This window comes from Nonomuraea sp. NPDC049758 (assembly GCF_040674635.1).
In the GTDB taxonomy this organism is placed as follows: domain Bacteria; phylum Actinomycetota; class Actinomycetes; order Streptosporangiales; family Streptosporangiaceae; genus Nonomuraea.
The window spans coordinates 22,195-38,433 of sequence record NZ_JBFAMZ010000038.1 but is presented as its reverse complement, the minus strand read 5'-3'; the positions used below and the strand labels follow the sequence as shown (position 1 = coordinate 38,433).

13 protein-coding genes and 3 pseudogenes are annotated in these 16,239 nt (G+C 67.6%); 6 read left to right on the top strand and 10 right to left on the bottom strand.

Annotated features, from left to right (window positions below):
• Window positions 1-130: 130 nt before the first annotated feature.
• Window positions 131-847 carry a helix-turn-helix transcriptional regulator gene (locus AB0J46_RS49125; RefSeq protein WP_364343451.1) on the top strand — a complete coding sequence of 239 codons (717 nt, stop codon included), beginning with the start codon at window positions 131-133 and terminating at the stop codon, window positions 845-847.
• A 949-nt stretch (window positions 848-1,796) separates the two neighbouring features.
• On the opposite strand, the gene AB0J46_RS49120 is transcribed toward AB0J46_RS49125, so the two are convergent.
• The 5 genes from AB0J46_RS49120 to AB0J46_RS49100 form a co-directional block, all read right to left on the bottom strand.
• Entirely contained in the window at window positions 1,797-2,192 is a 396-nt protein-coding gene (locus tag AB0J46_RS49120) for a peptidase inhibitor family I36 protein (protein ID WP_364343448.1), read from the bottom strand.
• Window positions 2,193-2,227: 35 nt separating this feature from the next.
• Window positions 2,228-3,190 (bottom strand): hypothetical protein, encoded by a 963-nt coding sequence (locus AB0J46_RS49115; protein ID WP_364343445.1) that lies wholly within the window; start codon window positions 3,188-3,190, stop codon window positions 2,228-2,230.
• Window positions 3,191-4,694: 1,504 nt separating this feature from the next.
• Window positions 4,695-5,666, bottom strand: a complete 972-nt coding sequence (locus AB0J46_RS49110; RefSeq protein ID WP_364343442.1) for a helix-turn-helix domain-containing protein — start codon at window positions 5,664-5,666, stop codon at window positions 4,695-4,697.
• Window positions 5,667-5,769: 103 nt separating this feature from the next.
• The gene (locus AB0J46_RS49105; RefSeq protein ID WP_364343439.1) at window positions 5,770-6,129 is read right to left on the bottom strand and encodes a hypothetical protein; all 360 of its coding nucleotides are present in this window, start codon (window positions 6,127-6,129) and stop codon (window positions 5,770-5,772) included.
• 572 nt (window positions 6,130-6,701) lie between these two features.
• The gene (locus AB0J46_RS49100) at window positions 6,702-6,941 is read right to left on the bottom strand and encodes a hypothetical protein (protein WP_364343436.1); all 240 of its coding nucleotides are present in this window, start codon (window positions 6,939-6,941) and stop codon (window positions 6,702-6,704) included.
• Between the two features lie 95 nt (window positions 6,942-7,036).
• Here AB0J46_RS49100 and AB0J46_RS49095 point away from each other — a divergent pair, with 95 nt between their 5' ends.
• Together AB0J46_RS49095 and AB0J46_RS49090 are read left to right on the top strand one after the other, a co-directional pair.
• Complete coding sequence (locus AB0J46_RS49095) at window positions 7,037-7,186, top strand: hypothetical protein (protein ID WP_364343433.1); 150 nt, start codon at window positions 7,037-7,039, stop codon at window positions 7,184-7,186.
• 15 nt (window positions 7,187-7,201) lie between these two features.
• Entirely contained in the window at window positions 7,202-7,390 is a 189-nt protein-coding gene (locus tag AB0J46_RS49090; protein ID WP_364343430.1) for a hypothetical protein, read from the top strand.
• A gap of 762 nt (window positions 7,391-8,152) precedes the next feature.
• Here the strand turns inward: AB0J46_RS49090 and AB0J46_RS49085 are convergent.
• The 3 genes and pseudogenes from AB0J46_RS49085 to AB0J46_RS49075 all read right to left on the bottom strand — a co-directional run.
• Window positions 8,153-8,584 (bottom strand): annotated as a pseudogene (locus AB0J46_RS49085) (AAA family ATPase); the annotation flags it as partial.
• 310 nt (window positions 8,585-8,894) lie between these two features.
• A complete protein-coding gene (locus AB0J46_RS49080; RefSeq protein ID WP_364343427.1) occupies window positions 8,895-10,949 on the bottom strand; it encodes an endo-1,3-alpha-glucanase family glycosylhydrolase in 2,055 nt (684 codons plus the stop codon).
• A gap of 529 nt (window positions 10,950-11,478) precedes the next feature.
• Window positions 11,479-11,841: pseudogene (locus tag AB0J46_RS49075) on the bottom strand (integrase core domain-containing protein); the annotation flags it as partial.
• A gap of 10 nt (window positions 11,842-11,851) precedes the next feature.
• Here AB0J46_RS49075 and AB0J46_RS49070 point away from each other — a divergent pair.
• Both AB0J46_RS49070 and AB0J46_RS49065 read left to right on the top strand, forming a co-directional pair.
• The gene (locus AB0J46_RS49070; protein ID WP_364343520.1) at window positions 11,852-12,526 is read left to right on the top strand and encodes a transposase; all 675 of its coding nucleotides are present in this window, start codon (window positions 11,852-11,854) and stop codon (window positions 12,524-12,526) included.
• Between the two features lie 229 nt (window positions 12,527-12,755).
• A pseudogene (locus tag AB0J46_RS49065) lies at window positions 12,756-13,598 on the top strand (IS5 family transposase).
• Window positions 13,599-13,606: 8 nt separating this feature from the next.
• On the opposite strand, the gene AB0J46_RS49060 reads toward AB0J46_RS49065, so the two are convergent.
• A complete protein-coding gene (locus AB0J46_RS49060) occupies window positions 13,607-13,966 on the bottom strand; it encodes a hypothetical protein (RefSeq protein WP_364343424.1) in 360 nt (119 codons plus the stop codon).
• An 868-nt stretch (window positions 13,967-14,834) separates the two neighbouring features.
• Here AB0J46_RS49060 and AB0J46_RS49055 point away from each other — a divergent pair.
• Entirely contained in the window at window positions 14,835-15,008 is a 174-nt protein-coding gene (locus AB0J46_RS49055) for a hypothetical protein (RefSeq protein WP_364343421.1), read from the top strand.
• 251 nt (window positions 15,009-15,259) lie between these two features.
• Here AB0J46_RS49055 and AB0J46_RS49050 read toward each other — a convergent pair whose 3' ends face one another.
• Complete coding sequence (locus tag AB0J46_RS49050; protein ID WP_364343418.1) at window positions 15,260-16,084, bottom strand: transposase; 825 nt, start codon at window positions 16,082-16,084, stop codon at window positions 15,260-15,262.
• Window positions 16,085-16,239 lie beyond the last annotated feature (155 nt).

Genomic DNA, 16,239 nt, shown 5'->3' with positions numbered 1-16,239 from the left:
CGTCCGTTCGGGCGGCGGGCGTTGCCCCGGTTCGGTCGTCCGTCGCCTACCGACGCACCGTAGGGGCGTACACTGAGAACGAGTCAAATTGCAATGCGAGCTTGTCGATATGCACAATACGCCGAGCGACGTGATCGCCGATCAGCTCCGTAAACACCGCAAACGACTGGGCCTGACCAGGGAACAGCTAGCCGAGGAGTGCGCCCGGCTCGGCGCCGACCAGCTGACCTTCGCCGCCCTGACCAATATCGAGACCGGCCGCCGCGATCGCACTGGCCGACGTCGCCGGGAGGTCACTGTGGACGAGCTGGAGGTCCTCGCGCACGCCCTGGCCGTACCTCTCCTGCTCCTCATCTTCCCGGTCGGCGAGCTGGACAAGATCCCCACCATTCCGCTCGAGCCGGCCGTTCACCCACGCATGGCCTGGAAGACCGCCACGGGAGCCGAGCCTCCCGTGCGCATGCACAGCGACGGAAGGCCCTACGCCGACCGCAGCACCATCGGCGGGCCCAACGGACCGTCCAGGCTGGAAGCCTGGCGCACAGTGGTACGGCCCATCGAGCTCTTCCAGCAGCTCTCCGACGAAACCGACCTCATGATCAAGGCCGCCGGTCGGCTGACCCACCTCGAACGGGTCAAGCAGGGCCATTCCACAGAAGCCCAGCATCTGCGAAAAGTCCGTGAACACCATCTGACCGAGATGGCCAGGTTGATCGAGACGATGATGGACAGCGGCATCCGCCCGCCCTCCTACGATCCGCAGACGGCGCGAGAGATTATCGAGACTGGACTGCTAACGCGCCCGAGCGCACTGCCGAGCCTGCCTGACTCCGCAGAGGACGCCTGAGCAGGCTGATCGTCGATTACGCAGTGTTACATTGCGTCCGGTCGTTTCGACCCGAGCGGTGGGCCCGAGAACGGTGGGGGAGTGGCGGTCGTGTCAGGGCGTCCAGGGGGTGCTCCGCGGACAGGGGCGACAGCGCGGCGGCCAGGGCTCGCCCGTGCGCTCTCTCCATGCGCAACTCTCCCCACCAGGACCAGGGGTTCCCGGACTCCCCGACAGATCCACGCGCGTACGTGAGGGAGCGTAGGGAAGCACTGAGGTTTGTGTATCTGGAGGGGCGATGGCGGTGAAGCCGGCCCTCGACTGCTGGTTTCCGTCCAGCAAGACCTGTTCGGCCTGCGGGCGGATAAAACCCACGCCTCACCCTGGCCGACCGGGTGTTGGCTGGCCGACCGCGGCTTCACCGCCTTCGGCGTGCCGCAGGCGGTGAGGGCCGCCGCGCAGAGCAGTACGGCCACGGTATGACGCACGAGGGGTGACTCCATGACGAAGAGGCATAGTGAGGCATAAAAGCCGCGATGGGTCGGACATGTCTATCAGGGCCAGGCCGCAAGCGGTGCACCGCCCCTGCACTACGCCGCAGGTCAGCGGCTCATGCCGGGTTCCATCGCGAGCGATGCCGTCGTACTCCGGACGGGAGGTGAGCCGGTCGGCGTGGATGGGTGCGCCAGAGCCGGGCCCCTGCGCCGCGGGGCTTGGGGCGTCGTTGGCTGCTCGCGTCTGGATGGGCCGAGGTGAGGTCCCGCATGACGACGATGGCCCGCGCGGCGCGGGGGCCATCGTCCGGGGTGATTCCCCTGGGTGCTGGTGGCAGCGGGCGGGCCGGTAAGGCGGGGTCTGCGCCGTCGTGGTGGCGTTTCGCCGCTGCCGTTCGCTGGGCCCAGGACCCTATCCGCCGAGCTCGGCGGGGGCGCCGGCGACGGGTAGGGCCTGGCTTGCCCGGCGTCAGGGGTCAGGCGCAGTCGCTGACCCATCGGTGGGAGTCGTAGTCGTTGTCGTCCATCCCGCCGTCGTAATACTCGCCCGGCAGGACGCAGAGATCCGCGCGTCCGTAGTTGACGTCGAGGAAGAGCACGACGTTGTCGGGCACTGTGGGATCTTGATACGACGGGGAGTGGTTGTAGACGGACTCGGCGTTGTCGTGCAAACCGTTGTCGTACCAGCTCGCGTCATTCGTTCCTCTGGGCCATCGGGCCGTCGGGAGGCCCGCCCACTCGTCACCGGCCCAGGCGCAGAAGTAGCCTGAGGCGCAGTCGCCGCGGGCGGCGCTGGCGGTGCCGGAGGTCAGGGCCAACGTCATCATCGCGAGGGGCAGGCCGATGGCCAGGCCCTTGACAGCCTTGATCATGAAACTTCCCTTCGATAGGTCGCGATGTCGCGGTTTCAGGAGTCGGCCAAAGCCCTTCTGGCTCGGGGCATGGCCTGCAGTTCGTAGGACTTCAGCGTGGTGAGCTCGCGCGCGAACCTCCTTTCGGTCTGTGTCTGGTATCGGTGCTTCAGGGGGCGCAGGGTGCGGGAGAAGCCGGTGGAGGTGGTGCACTCGGCTTCGGTCACGGCTGCGGCGATCTCTGCTGCCGGCGGCCGTACGCTGGTGGACGCCGGTTCGGTGCGGGTGACCAGTTCGCGTAGTTCGTCCGGTGAGGACGCGAGGTACCCGTGCTTGTGCACGCATCCGGCCCAGGCGGTGAGGCCGGCCCGGTAGCCGGGATCGGCGGTGACCAGGGTGAGGGTGTAGCTGCCGAAGTGATCGACGGTCCGTCGTGCCCGGTACCAGCCGGCAAGGTCGCCGTAGAGGGCACGTCGCGCCTCCGCGGTGCAGCCGTCGTCGGATGTCGTGAGCCGGCCTCGCTCGGGGAGGTCCACCACGAGTGCGCGATCCGACCCCATGAGCGTGCGGTACCAGGCTTCCCGCTGCTCGGGTGTCAGGTTCCGCACCTCGTCGGGGCCGGGGTCCGAAGCGGCTGCGCGGGATCCGGCCAGCAGGGTTCCGTAACCGTGCCGGCGAGCCCAGCCGACGTCGTCGAGCGGATAGCGCAAGTCCGGTTCCGTCGTCGGAGGGGGTGGCCGCTGCTCGGTGTAGGCGAAGCCGTGCCGGGCCATGCAGCGGGCGATCAGCCGTTCCGCGGCCTGGTGGAGCAGCTTCTCGTCGACCGCCGTGGCCGGACGGTCGCTGGGGACCGGCACCTGCCGGGCGGCTCCGCCATGGCTGGACAGGACCGCCCACCCGGCTGTGAGGGTGACGGCGAGGACGTAGGTGGCCTTGAGTGCACCCCGTCTCGGCCTCCTGGATCCGGGACCGGTCATTCTTCGTGCGGGCCCGGGATCGTGCCGGTCTTGTCCAGTCATGCGCCCGTACTCCTTGTTCGGGTTGGTCGTCCTGTCGGTGACGGAACAGGACCGTCACCAGGTGGCTGGACCGATGGGCGGAGCCTCCCGCCGTGCCACGATCGGTGTCCTTGAGCTGCAAGAGGAACGATGCCTGCCGCGGTCGGCGCCGGGCTGGTGAACCCTCACCGGGCCGCGGTCGCGTGAATCGGAAGTGGCTCGGCAAGGTCACGCCGGCACTGCTTCATACGGAGCTCGCGGAACCAGTCGGTCACGGTGCCCCTCGGCGCGGAACAGCTTGTTCGGGGAGATATGGTGCGCCGCCGCCTCGCCCAGGTTGTGCCGGATGAAGGCGTGGATCTGGGCCATCAGCGCTCGCCCCCTGATAGGGGCCGGCACAACCCTCTGCGCGTCCAGCGCGTTGGACAAAACCGCGGATGCAGGTGACCGGCCAACTGCAGTATGAACTGAGGCGACAACGTGCCCACGCCCTCGGCGCCAGGGATCCGTACGGCATGCGATAGATCCCGGGGCGGCGGCAGCATCGAGATGATCAGCGCCTGAGCGGAAGGATTCCCGGGCTCAACGGGTCAGTATCCTCTCACCCACAACTCGACGGTGCGCCACTCACCCGGACCTGGGACCGTGGTCCAGCAGTTGTACGTACGCCATGCTCCGTCGCGGATGCCCGCGATACCCGTGTTGACGCACCTACGGCAGGAGTCGGTTCCTACGAACGCACCGGCATAGACCATTCCTTCACCTGGAGCGCGCGTACATTCAACCGCTAGGGCGGAGACGGCCTGCTGGGAGTTTGGCGTGCGTTCTTGTGCCGCTGCCGGCAGGGTGGCTGCCAGTCCGGTACCCACGACGGTTAGGGTTGCCGCCGCCGTGATAACGAGCTGGGACAGTTTCATACGCATGAAATTTCTCCTTCGCCATCAATGGTTCTGGTGCCTGAATGACTTGACGATGTGCTGCCGGAGGCCGTCCTCGGTGCGCTCGCGGAAGCCGATGCCGCGTGCCGCCGACGGACCGGCATTCTGCGCAGGGCGAGGGCGCTACGACGCCTGCCGTCTCCCGTGGGACCCGGGAGCACCGCAGTCCCGCGGTGCGACGTACAGGCTCGCGGCGCGGATCAAGCCGGGCCGACGTCACAAAGCAGAAGCCTCAGACCTCCATCCACAGGTGGTACGGGCTGGCTGCGTTGCAGCGGGCCATGAAGACACCTGTTGGATTGATCAGACAGCGCCCGCTGCCGCTGTTTGAAAGGCGGAACGATGCAGCCTGCGCTGCGATACCGACTTCGCTCTCTCCGGTTGTCTCCGCTACAGATGCGGGAGCGGCGGATGCTGGGGCCGGGCCGAACAGGCGAACTTCCGAAAGGGTTGCTGCGGCTGTTTCCAGCGAGCTTGCTCATCGGTCTCCTTTGCCTGGACTCCCCGTTGGCCTTCCTTTCCCAGGTTGCTGGTCATCGCTGGACTTGTCCTTACGGCAGAGCGCACACCTGTTTAGTCTGCGGGCACTATCTCGCGTACTGCAGGCGGAACTCGCGTGGCGACATCCCGTACGCACTGCGGAACGCCTGGCTGAAATGCGCCGGGCTGGTGAACCCCCACCGGGCCGCGATCGCGTTGATCGGGTAACCGGCCAGATGCGGCTCGGCGAGGTCACGCCGGCACCGTTCCAAGCGGCGTTCGCGGATCCATGCGGCCACGGCGTGCCCCTCGGCGCGGAACAGCTTGTTCAGATACCGCAGGGAGATGTGGTGCGCCGCGGCGATCGCGGCCGGGGTCAGGTCCGCCTCGCCCAGGTTCGCTTGTATGAAGGCGTGGATCTGGGCGAGCAACGCGCGTCGTCGGCTGTTCGGCGGCACCGCGCTGTGGGCGTCCAGTGCGCCGGCCAGCGCGGCGGTCAGGACGTCGATGGTCAGGGTGGAGACCCGCATTGCCTCGGCCGGGCTGAACTCCTCCAGATGCCGGGCCAACTGGAGCAGGAACTGCGAGGCCAGCGCACCCATGCCGCGCTCACCCCGGATCGGCACCGAGTTGAGCTCGCGCAGGCCCCGCTCGGGCAGCGGCAGCAAGGAGCGCGGAAACTGCAGCGACAGCACTTGGCTGTCCCCGGGGCCCCTCGCCTCGAACCTGGTCAGATAGGGATGCGAACTGTCCCGGAGCATCAGATCCCCGACCCCCAGATCCGCCTGCCGGCCGGCTTGCTCCCCGATGGCGTGGCCACGGACGGTGCAGGTCACGAAGAAGGTCTCGGGGTCGCAGCGGCGGATCAGCCGGGGCGTACGCCGGATCGTCAGCGACGGCGCGGTGAGCAAGGTCGCCTGCACGAGGCCGAGCCCGCCAAGAGCGACGTGAGCTTGGAACGCGCCTTCCAGGCCTGGTTCGCAGTGCGCGTCCAGCGGCATCCACATCTTCGAGCTCATCTCGCGCCAGAAGCTGAGCCGCTCATGCGCCGGGACGGCGGCGAAGCTGACCACGTCCATGGCTCTCCACATCGAAGTATCCCTCCGGGGCCGACCCAGCATCACCGATCCGGCTCTCGCACACAACCCGCACGGCCCCGGCACTCGTTGACACAGCAACGGTTCACACCGGCACTACGTGGAGTGCGAGCAAGATCGCGTCACCTGACCGAATGAGCAGCTTGCCGGGTGGAAGCGGTGCGCTGTAGCGGTGACCGTCCTCGTAGGTGAGCCGCTGGTCGCGCTCGGGCCACAGCCGGCCGAAGTCGACGTGGGCCATCTGCAGCGGCTCCTTCTCCCAGGCGTAGGCCACTGGGCGGGCCACTCCGTTGAACGACTGCTCGCCGTGGCGACGGATCGACAACGCGCCATCGCGGCACAGGCCCAGCCGCCACGGCCGGTCGGTCCAGCCCTCGCCCAGGTCGGCGGCGCACACGACGGGCGGCTCCTCAGGCCCGTGGAGCCCAAGGTCGGCGGTCGACACAGGCCCGCTGCCGGGCCAGAACGCCTCCTCACCACATGAAGTCGGCGATCAGTGGCATGAGCAGGCTTTCACTCCCACGGAGACAGGCAGGGCAGGATCATCGTGCGACGGCGTACCGCGCGGCACGCACCATGCTCAGCTGATTGCATCACCGGCTCCAAGAAGGTGCCGTCCGTGGGCCTTCACAGCGCGTACAGCGATGGGAGGCGGAACATCCTCGTACTCACGTTCGGCTACTGTCCTAGCTGCACTGTCCGGAAAAAGGACAACCGGAGTACCAGTGCAACTGATCAATATAGATCATTTCCACACTCATCAAGCAGGAGGCTATGCTCGGAGGCCACGATATACAAATGAATTCACGTGGGGCACGCTGGCTGTTATCGGCTGCCGGAGTTGCTGCAGTCGCAGCAGTCGCACTGAAGACCAATCCGGAACAAGAGAGCCCTCTTTCTGATCTTGTCGCCGTCGTTTCCGGAGTCATAGCGACTCTGTTGGGGGGAATTGCGGCTTTCCTTGCTTGGCGCCAGGGAAAGCCAGCGGTGTCGGATCTTCCCGCCGCGGATCAGGTACTAGCCGAGCAAGTAGAGCAGCAGTGGCGCGATGAAGCACGCCTGCTCCTGCTGGGCAACCCACACCCGATCCCGGTGCAATGGCAGATGAGTATCGACCGCACATCGATGAGCCAGTCGCACCTGATTAAGAAGGGCGAGCTTGTCTTCAGCGGCAGCAACGACGACATGCCCACCCTCGTCGAGCAATTTCGTGCGCTGAAGCGTCGACGGTTGGTGATCACAGGGGGGGTCAGGCACGGGCAAGACCATGCTGGCAATCCAGATTCTCCTGCAACTGCTAAGCACCCGCAAAGCGGACCTAACAGCCGCTGCCGACGACGGGGTTTGTGCCGGTGCCGGTGCTGTTCCCGATCAGCGGCTGGGACATCGACCAGTTTCCTCTCCTGCAGGACTGGCTTGCGGATCAACTCTCGCGGAACTACCCAGCGCTGGCGGCAACCAAGAACGGTCCTGACGCTGCCACGAAGCTGGCCAAGGGCTGACACATCCTGCCGATTTTGGACGGCCTGGATGAAGTGTCGGAGACAACGCGAGCTCGCGTCATCGACGCGCTCAATATCTCACTCTCGGACCGTGATCAGCTGATCATCACCAGCTTGAAGCGAGAATTCTCCACAGCCGTCAAGAAGGCGGCGCAGCCGCTCCACGCTGCCGCACACATCGTTCCCAAACGTCTCACCCCGTAGGCAGCCGCCGACTACCTGCGAGCCTGCCTGCCAGCATCCCCGTCCGACGCCTGGCAAAAGATTCTGACCGCCTTGGGCAGCGGCATCACTCCCGGGCTGAGCGAGCTTGCTGCCACTCCGCTGGGCTTGTGGCTGATCCGCAGCGTCTTTATTGCCCCTGGCGCTGATCCGGCGCCCTTAGTCGGACATCTGGGCAACGACGCGACTGCCCTGCGCAGCTACCTAATCGACCGAATCACTCCCGCTCTTATCGCCAGTCGCCCACCGAGTAGGGAACTCGCGGACCACTTCCGCCCACGCCACGAACTCAATCCGGCCGCTACTCAACGCTACTTGGCCTACCTAGCCCGCCAGTTCTCCGCTACTCGTGACATCGCCTGGTGGCGAATTGCCCGAACCAGTTCCTGCCGCCTCCGGCTTCTGATTCAGTTCACAGTCGGACTGATGATCGCGCTTTCGTTTGGAGGGGTCGTCGAGTACTTCGCCTCCCACGATGGAATGCACTGGATTGGAATCGTTGGACTGGGTGCTGGTGTCCTGGGCTGGATGGGGGCCAGCACCTGGGTTGATGATGCTCCCGGCCGGGCCAGCCTTCGCCTGCGCGGACGAACAGAGGGCCAGCAGTCGCACTTACGGTCGGGGTCGTGACCGGGTTCGCGTTTGGCTTTGGGGTTGGATCCGGGCCCGGAGCACATCACGCCTGGCTGACCTGCACCATTGTCCTCCTCCCGCTAGCCATCAGGCACCGATTGCCCTGGCGGGTCATGGACTTCCTTGAAGACGCCCACCGGGTCGGTCTGCTACGGACCGTCGGGCCGATCCACCAGTTCCGGCACGCTGTCTTGCACGACCACTTCGCGGCCTTGGAACAGGGCCATCGAGTCTCCCCACCCTGCGTGGTCCCAGGATCGAGGCGGTCAGCTCGTTGGTCTCGGCCACGTTCAGCGGCGGCAGGACGAGGTGGGCGCTGCTCACGTCCACACGGCGCCGCGCCAGGATCGCCCTGATGCCCGGACCGGCCCCCTCCCCGCGGAAGGTGAGGACGAGCGCGAGTCCCAAGGGCGGGTCGGCCAGCAGATAGCCCAGGAACGCCACCGTTTGCTCATCGGCCCAGTGCAGGTCATCCAGCACCAGCACCACCGGTCCGAGCGCCCTGAGCAGCTCCGCCAGCCCCCGGAAGACCCGGTGCCTGCGGCCGGAGGATCCTCCGGCAGCTCGCCGCGGCCGGCAGGCGGGAGGCCAGCTCGGGAAGCAGCGGACGCAGGGCGCCGGTCACCGGCGACAGCTGCGCCCGGTCCAGGTGCTCGGCGGTGCCGCGCAGCGCGTCGAGGAGGGGGCCGAGGGGGAACGGCTCGGCGAGCGGGCCGGCCGTCGTCCTCGGTCTGCGGTTACATCAGCATCATCCATGGCTGGTGCTATTTGAAGCGGCCCTTATGTCGGTTTGTCACCCCGGGCCCCACCGGCCACCTCCGGAGCGCCAGGATGCCCCTGGCGCTCCGGCGCGCTACAGCGGGCGCGAGCAGGGGACGCCGCCGCCTGCGTGGTTGATCAGATCCTGATAGACGACGCTCTTGACGATCGGAGTGTCGCTCTTGACCGTCTGGACGACCTTGCCGTTGCGCTTCAGCTCGAAGACGGGGGTCGTCCCGGGCACCATCGGCGCCTTGAAGGACACTATGCCCGGTCCGGTCACCTCCTTGGTCTGGACGTTGGCGCCCTGCGTGATGGTCAGGGTGCCGGCCTCCTTGACGAAGGCGAGCAGTTCGACGTTGTCGGTGGCCGCGTCACCATAGGGGATGGCGATGGGGCCGATGGTCTGCTTGGAGGCGTCGAACGGCGCGTCGGTGCGGTGGCTGCGGTGGAAGTAGTACAAGGCGTCCCGTTTGACGCTGGGCTCCTTGCCGGTCTTGAACCAGGTCGTGTAGTAGGCGATGACGTCGGCGGGCGCGTAGCCGCGCTTCACCGATGGGGCCAGCCACGACTCAGCGTAGTCGTTCCAGGTGAGCAGGTTGACGATGTCGGCGTCACCTTCCATGGCCTTGACGAAGGATTGCCGCAGGGTGCCGCTGTTGGACGGTTCCCAATAGCGTTTGTCGCGCGGGCGTACGTCCTCCAGGGCCGCGGGGGCCATGTAGAGTCTGCCGCGCTTGGCCGCCTCGATGCCGGACTTGCGGTAGCCGTCCGTGGAGCTCTGCCAGCGGACGCCCCAGGAGGAGTAGCCGGCCACGGAGTCGTTCCACTCGGTCTTGCCCGAGCCGCTCCAGTCCAGGAAGATCGGTACCAGCACCGTCTTCATGCCCTGGGCGGCCAGCTTCTCGCGCAGGGCGTCCCACCAGGCAGGCGTCTGACGCTCGGGGTAGAACGGCGCGAGCGGGATCGTCCCGTCGGGCAGCTTGTACAACGACGGGTGTCCCTTGGCCATCAGGACGTCGGAGATCACCTTGTCGGGCGCGGCGCCCTTGGTGGTCGGGAAGTCCGGGCTGAGCATGATCCGGAAGCCGGGGTCCACCGCCTTGGCGGCCGCCAGCATCTTGGGGAACTGGTTGAAGCGCTGGTCGCTGGTCGAGGTGTGGTGCTCGTAGATGAAGCCGTCCAGGCCCATCGCGATGGCCTGGCGTACCTCGACCTCGAAGTCCGCCTGCCGCCAGTCGCCGGAGCGCACCGGGCGGGTCAGCGGCCGGTCACGGGAGTGGCCGCCCTGGCCGGCGTACATGCCGTTGGAACCGGCCGGGTCCAGCCACGAGGCGTACTGGTCCTTGGCCGGATCCTTGTTGTCGATGGACAGGGGATAGGGCGGGAAGTAGAAGGCGAAGACCTTCTTGTCGTAGGAGCGCAGCGTGGAGGCGGCCGGCTTGTCGAACGGCAGGCAGGGCATGCCGCCCGTCGCCGTCGGGGACGCGGTGGGGGACGCGGTGGGGGACGCGGTCGGGGACGCGGTCGGGGTGGGGCTGCCGGTCGGGGCCGGCGTCGGGGTGGCGGCGGGGGTGTAGGTGACCTTGAGGCTCGGTCCCTTGCCGGTCGTGCGCGAGGAGTACAGCACCGCCACCGGGCCCTTGGACGCGGTCAGGCCGAAGGAGTAGGCGCCGTTGCCGGTGTAGGCCTTGCTGACGTCCAGGTCCGCCACCGTGTCGGCGGTGAAGCCGGTGCGGGTGGTCAGCGCGGTGCCGAACGCCGGTCTGGTGGTCCAGGAGGTGGTGGTCCGCGACCACGTGCCGGTGACCTTGTGCGCGCTGACGGTGGTGTCGGTGGTGCGGGTCGCGCGCACCTGGAGGGTCAGCTTGACGTTCTGGGCGTCGGCCGGGACACCGGAGACCTTGAACCGCATGAGAGCCCGGCGCTCGGCGTTGGTGGCGTCGTTGCAGGTCTTGACGCAGACCGACATCCACTCGGCGCTGCCGTAAACGGTTTCCGGCGCGGCCTGACTGATGAACACATCGTCGGCCGAGGGCACCACGACGCTCACCGGTGCCGCCGAGGCCGACGCGTTCGCCGCGCCCGCGCTCAGCACGCAGGCCAGGACGACGAGGACGGCAGGTGCCGCCCGTCGATGGGTTGACAAAGGGCCTCCAGTCGGGGGGTTCCCTGGGGTGAATGTTGATCACCTTAGCCGTCCCTTACGCGACCTTGGCGACGAAAGCCACCTCTTTGTCAGGTCCATAAATGGCTGTTTGCGCGGTGAATCCGATTGGATCGGGCCATGTGTCGACATGTGATCGTCCGGTCACGCGTCCGGGGCCGCCGCCAGGGAACGCCCGGGGGTTCCTGCCGTCGCTGCGGCGTCGAGGCGGCCGATGGTCGGCTAGTGCTGCGTTCCTCAAAGGGTGTGGGATTGCCTCTGGCCAGGAGCCTTGAGCAGGCGGATTCTCATGGCAGGAGGATTACGCCATGCCGAAGATACTGTTCGCGCGAGCCCCGTGCGATGAGAGGGAAGAACGCACTGTTCGCCGGTTGGTTGGTGCCCGGCACGCTCCCGGTGACTGGATCCAGCGCGCCCGGATCGTGGTGGCCAGCTGGGACGGGCTGAGGGTGCCGGCAATCGCGGCCGGACCGGGCTGTAGGGGCTTCCCCCTCCAACGCGGACACCGGTTTCATGCAGCAGCCTTCGGGCTATCTGTCGTCTTCTCGTAGGCGATTGGGCTGAGGTGGCCCAGTCGGGAGTGCCGCCGGACCGTGTTGTAGCGAGTGATCCAACCGAAGACGGCCAGGCGGGCGGTGCGGGCGTCGGGCCAGCCGGGCGCGCCCTGCAGGGTCTCCCTCTTGAGGGTCGCGTTGAAGGACTCGGCTGCGGCGTTGTCGGCGCTGGTGCCGACAACGCCGCGCGAGCGGGTGACGCCGAGCCGGCGGCAGGCCCGCGCGAACTCCCGAGAGCAGTACTGCGCCCCGTTGTCGCTGTGAAACACCGCGCCATCCAGACGGCCACCCCGGGTCTGTGCCGCTGCCTGTAACGCGTCGACGGTGGAGATGCTCGATGCGCTGATCGAGCAAGGACTGCGGCCTCCGCTGGTCGTGGCCGATGCGGGTTACGGCGACAGCAGTCAGTTCCGCGGCGCCCTGGACGAGCGCGGGATCGGCTACATCGTGCAGGTCAAAGGCGACGCCCTCGCGCACGCCCCAGACGTGGTCGCAGTGCCCCGGGTCTGGTCCGGCCGAGGCCGGCCTCCCACCCGGACCGGCCTTCGTTACCCCGGCACCGCCGTCAGCTTGGCCGCACACGTCCGGGCCGCCGGCCGCGACGCCGCGGTCACGCTCACCTGGCGCGAAGGCTCCAAGGGAGCTATGAGCTCGCAGTTCGTCTTCCTACGGGTGCGTCCGGCCGGGCACTGCATCGCCCGAGAGGCGGATGGCACTCTGCCTGAGCGGTGGCTGATCGCGCAGTGGCCCGACGGCGAGAGCGAGCCGGTCAAGTACTGGCTGTCCAGCCTGCCTGCCGATACCGAACCAGCCGACTTGATCCGGTACGGCAAGATCCGCTGGCGGATCGAGCACGACTACCGCGAGCTGAAGACCGGCCTGGGGCTGGACCATTTCGAAGGCCGGTCCTGGACCGGCTGGCACCGCCACGTCACCCTCGTCACCGCCGCACACCTGTTCGTCACCATGCTGCGACTCGACCCAAAAGCGGCTGCGCCGGTCTGACCCTCTACAAGGTCATCCGCGAGTTACAACTGCTGCTCGCGACCTGGACCGGCGCATGCCCTACCTGCAATCGAAGGCTGAAACCGTCACGCCGCAGCAGGCACAATGCAGACCTAACAAAGCACGACTAGAGCCTGTCTCGAAGTGTTGATCAACGGCGTGTCATAGCCGGACACGCAGAGAGGTCTCCGGTAAGCGGTTCGACCTCACCGATGCGCAGTGGGCGCGGCTGGAACCGCCGCTGCCGGTACCCGGGAGCCAGGTCGGCCGTCGCAATGGAGCAAACGGCAACTCATTGACGGGATCCGCTGGCGGGTACGGGTCGGGGCGCGATGGCGGGACGTGCCAGAGTGTTACGGCTCCTGGCAGGCGGTCTACAGCCTGTTCCGCCGCTGGCAGCGCGCCGGCCTGTGGCAGCAGATCCTCACCCGCCTGCAAGCCCTGGCCGACGCCCGAGGCCTGGTCGGCTGGCAGGTCGGGTGGACTCCACCGTCTGCCGGGCCCACCAGCACGCGGCCGGCGCACCCCGGCACGGCGAACGCCAGGCTGAACCACCCGGCGGACTGCAGTCCGAACCCGCCGATCACGCCCTGGGACGTTCCCGGGGCGGTCTGTCGACCAAGCTGCACCTGGCCTGTGAGCAGGGCCAGCGTCTGCTTGCTCTGGTGGTGACGGCTGGGCAGCGCGGCGACGCGCCGCAGTTCCCCGCGGTCATGACCGCTATCAAGGTGCCCCGTCTCGGGCCCGGCCGCCCGCGCACCCGGCCCGAGATCGTCCGGGCTGACAAGGCGTATTCCTCCCGCGCGATCCGGCAGCACCTGCGCGCTCGCAAGATCCGGTGCACGATCCCCGAGCCGGCCGACCGTATCGCCGCCCGGCAGCGGCGTGGCAGCCGCGGTGGCCGCCCGCCGTCCTTCGATGCGGCCGACTACCGCGCCCGCTCAGCCGTCGAGTGCGGCATCAACCGGCTCAAACGCCACCGCGGCATGGCCACCCGTACGACAAACTCGCCGTCCGCTACGAGGCCGGCATCCACGTTGCTGCCATCAACGACCGGCTCACGATCCTTTGAGACACGGCCTAGCACCACACGTTGACCCAGGTGGCCAGAACATAGGGGTCCAGCGGTACCACCGAGTTCGGCGGGACATAGTCCCAGTTGCCGCCGTTGTAGTAGACGGTGAAGCCATTTCCATGTGACTGGGCCCTTGAGTAATAGTCGCGGATGGGGTGGCCGCCGCAGCCGTCGAAGTTGTAGACGCGTCCCTCGTTGCGGTTCGCAGTCAGTAATATGCAGGCACGTCCGTAGTTGCAGGAGTAATCCCAGAAGTCCCCTTGCAGTTTGGCGGAGGATTCCGCGGAAGCGCTCGCTGGGCCGGCAATGGCAAGCGCGCCTATCAGGAAAAGCCCCGCCGTCACCGTATTTCTGATCCGTGGCATCTCGCCCCTTTCTGCTTGCCGCAAGGCTAACCCGGGCAGTCGCAACAATCAATTACGAATTCAACAGTCGGGTGGGGTCGAATGCCGGCGCTATTTCGGCATTGGGCTGCTTGATCAGCAAACTCATGTGGAGCGCGGGTGTCAAGGAGCCGTGACCCAGAGGTTCCCGGGGCAGCCGGCCGGTGACCTGTTCGCTCCAGGACGTCCTGGCCGACCCCGAATGAGTTCAGTTGCCCAAACCCGCCGACCAGCGCGGGCTGACCCCGCTGTTCTGGCAGCACGTGCAGCCCTACGGCGAGGTCCGCCTGGACGTGGCCGAGCGTCTTTGACTCGGTGGCGCTGGGCCGGCTCCGGAGGCTGGCAGCCCGAACCAGCTTCCTGATCGTGAAAGAGGCCGTCGCGCGCACGCCTGGCAGGACGGCGCGAATCAAGCCCGGGCCAAGACCCCTTCGTCAGGTGGTGGGCCGTGCCTTTCTCGTCCGATCACGTCCTCCGAAGTGCGGGCAGGGGCGCTCGGCGTCAGCGTTGCCCGCGACCAACTCGGCCCGCTCGTCTCCCGCGCCGTCCACGGCCACCGCCCGGCCCGGATCAAGCGCTCGGATCAGGAGCGCGCCGTGCTCATCTCCGAGGAGGAGTTCAACGAGTACCTGCGCCTCAAGCACGAGCGCGAAGCCGCCGGCCTACGCGAGATGATGGCCGCCGCCGCCCACCGTGGCGACATCGCGATGACCGTCTACACCTCCCGCGACCAGGCGTACGCCGACCTCGGGTCAGGCGGCGCCCGGCTCGTGAAGCGTCCCGTTCACTTCGCCCAGGGCGTCAAGGAGACCCTTTTTTTTCGGCGCTCCTCACTCTGCGTGCGTCCATCGTGGACGTGCTCCTGGACCTGGGCGACGATCCGACACCGCCGACCGCCCTGCCGTACGCAGACATCCCCGGCGCCTACGAGATCGTCACGGCGGCGTTCCGGGGCATCTACACATACGGACCGGAGTCAGGGCTCGAACACGTGTCCGTGTGGGTCCTCCACGTCGATACCTGAGAGCAGCGAAAATCGCTGAGAGCGCCCAGGAGCCCCCTCGTCGCTTCTGGCTCTTCGCCTGGCCAGGTGAGCGCCGCCGTTGACGGCGCCACCGCCCTCTGGCATCGCGTGCGCATGCGTTCGCGGCATGGACTGGGCGACGACAGCGGCAGCCCCCTGTGATGCCGAGCACCTGTATGAGGCCCTGTGTGACTGCACGAGACCGGCCATGAGGAACTGGCCTGCCGCGTGCCCGCCGCGTCGCGTACGCCTCATCCCCGGTGCCACTCCGCGGGGGGTGAATCCTTCGGCGGCAGGGGCGCGGTGGACGATTTCGACGTCGATGCCGAGGGCGGCGCCTCTTCGATCAGCGTGGTGCGGTAGCCGCCGTCGACCCAGGCTTTGGCCACGGTGGGGTGGGCGGTGGCCAGATGGGTGAGCAGGTGGGTGCCGGTGGTGGTGTCCTGCACGCTCGCGGCGGTGACCAGCGTGGCCAGCAGCAGGCCGAGGGTGTCGGTGGCGATGGAGGGTTTGCGGCCGACGATCTTCTTGGCGGCGTCGATGCCCTGGGTGGCGGTGGGCGCGTTGGTGGAGGTCTTGATGCTCTGGGAGTCCATCACGCAGGCTGTGGGCTCGTCGGTGCCGCCTTCGGCGGTGCGGACGAGCTGGCGTGACAGGCCGGTGAGCTGGGTGAAGATGCCGTCGTGGCGCCGGTCGGCGAAGTTGCCGTAGACGGTCTGCCAGGGTGGGTGTTCACGCGGCAGGTAGCGCCAGGGGATGCCGGTGCGGTCGACGTAGGGGATGGCGCGCAGGTCGTGTTCGGGCCGGCGGCCGATGCGCAGGCTGTTGCGGGCGCGTTGCTGGCGCCAGGCGGTCAGGGTGGGTTCGATCAGCGCTGACGGTGACCGACTCTGCCGACCGGGTAACGGTAGGCTCCAGCTTTGACCTGCAGTCTCACCCTGGCCAAGGCCCTGGGGCAGATCTGGCAGGCGGCGGTACCCGGCTGAAAGGTGAGCGCACCCGTGATGTCGGTGTGATCCGCTGCGGCCAGTGCGGTGAAGGCCGCGCAGGTCGCCGCCGACGATGCGTGGCGGCACCGATTCCCCTTCCACGCCCGCCGCAGGCTGCGCGGCTTTCGACTGCTCGCCACCGACGTCCCCTGGAGCGTAGGGGCGGGCGCGAGGATCGAGGGGCCGATCTTCGCGCTGCTCCTGCTGATCACCGGACGGTACGCGACGCTGGACCACCCCGC

What these genes read in the sequence shown, in the direction of transcription:
- AB0J46_RS49070 (WP_364343520.1), top strand. Translation starts at nt 11,852, where the DNA reads ATGCTCGATGCGCTGATCGAGCAAGGACTGCGGCCTCCGCTGGTCGTG.
- AB0J46_RS49060 (WP_364343424.1), bottom strand. Translation starts at nt 13,966, where the DNA reads ATGCCACGGATCAGAAATACGGTGACGGCGGGGCTTTTCCTGATAGGC.
- AB0J46_RS49115 (WP_364343445.1), bottom strand. Translation starts at nt 3,190, where the DNA reads ATGACTGGACAAGACCGGCACGATCCCGGGCCCGCACGAAGAATGACC.
- AB0J46_RS49110 (WP_364343442.1), bottom strand. Translation starts at nt 5,666, where the DNA reads ATGGACGTGGTCAGCTTCGCCGCCGTCCCGGCGCATGAGCGGCTCAGC.
- AB0J46_RS49120 (WP_364343448.1), bottom strand. Translation starts at nt 2,192, where the DNA reads ATGATCAAGGCTGTCAAGGGCCTGGCCATCGGCCTGCCCCTCGCGATG.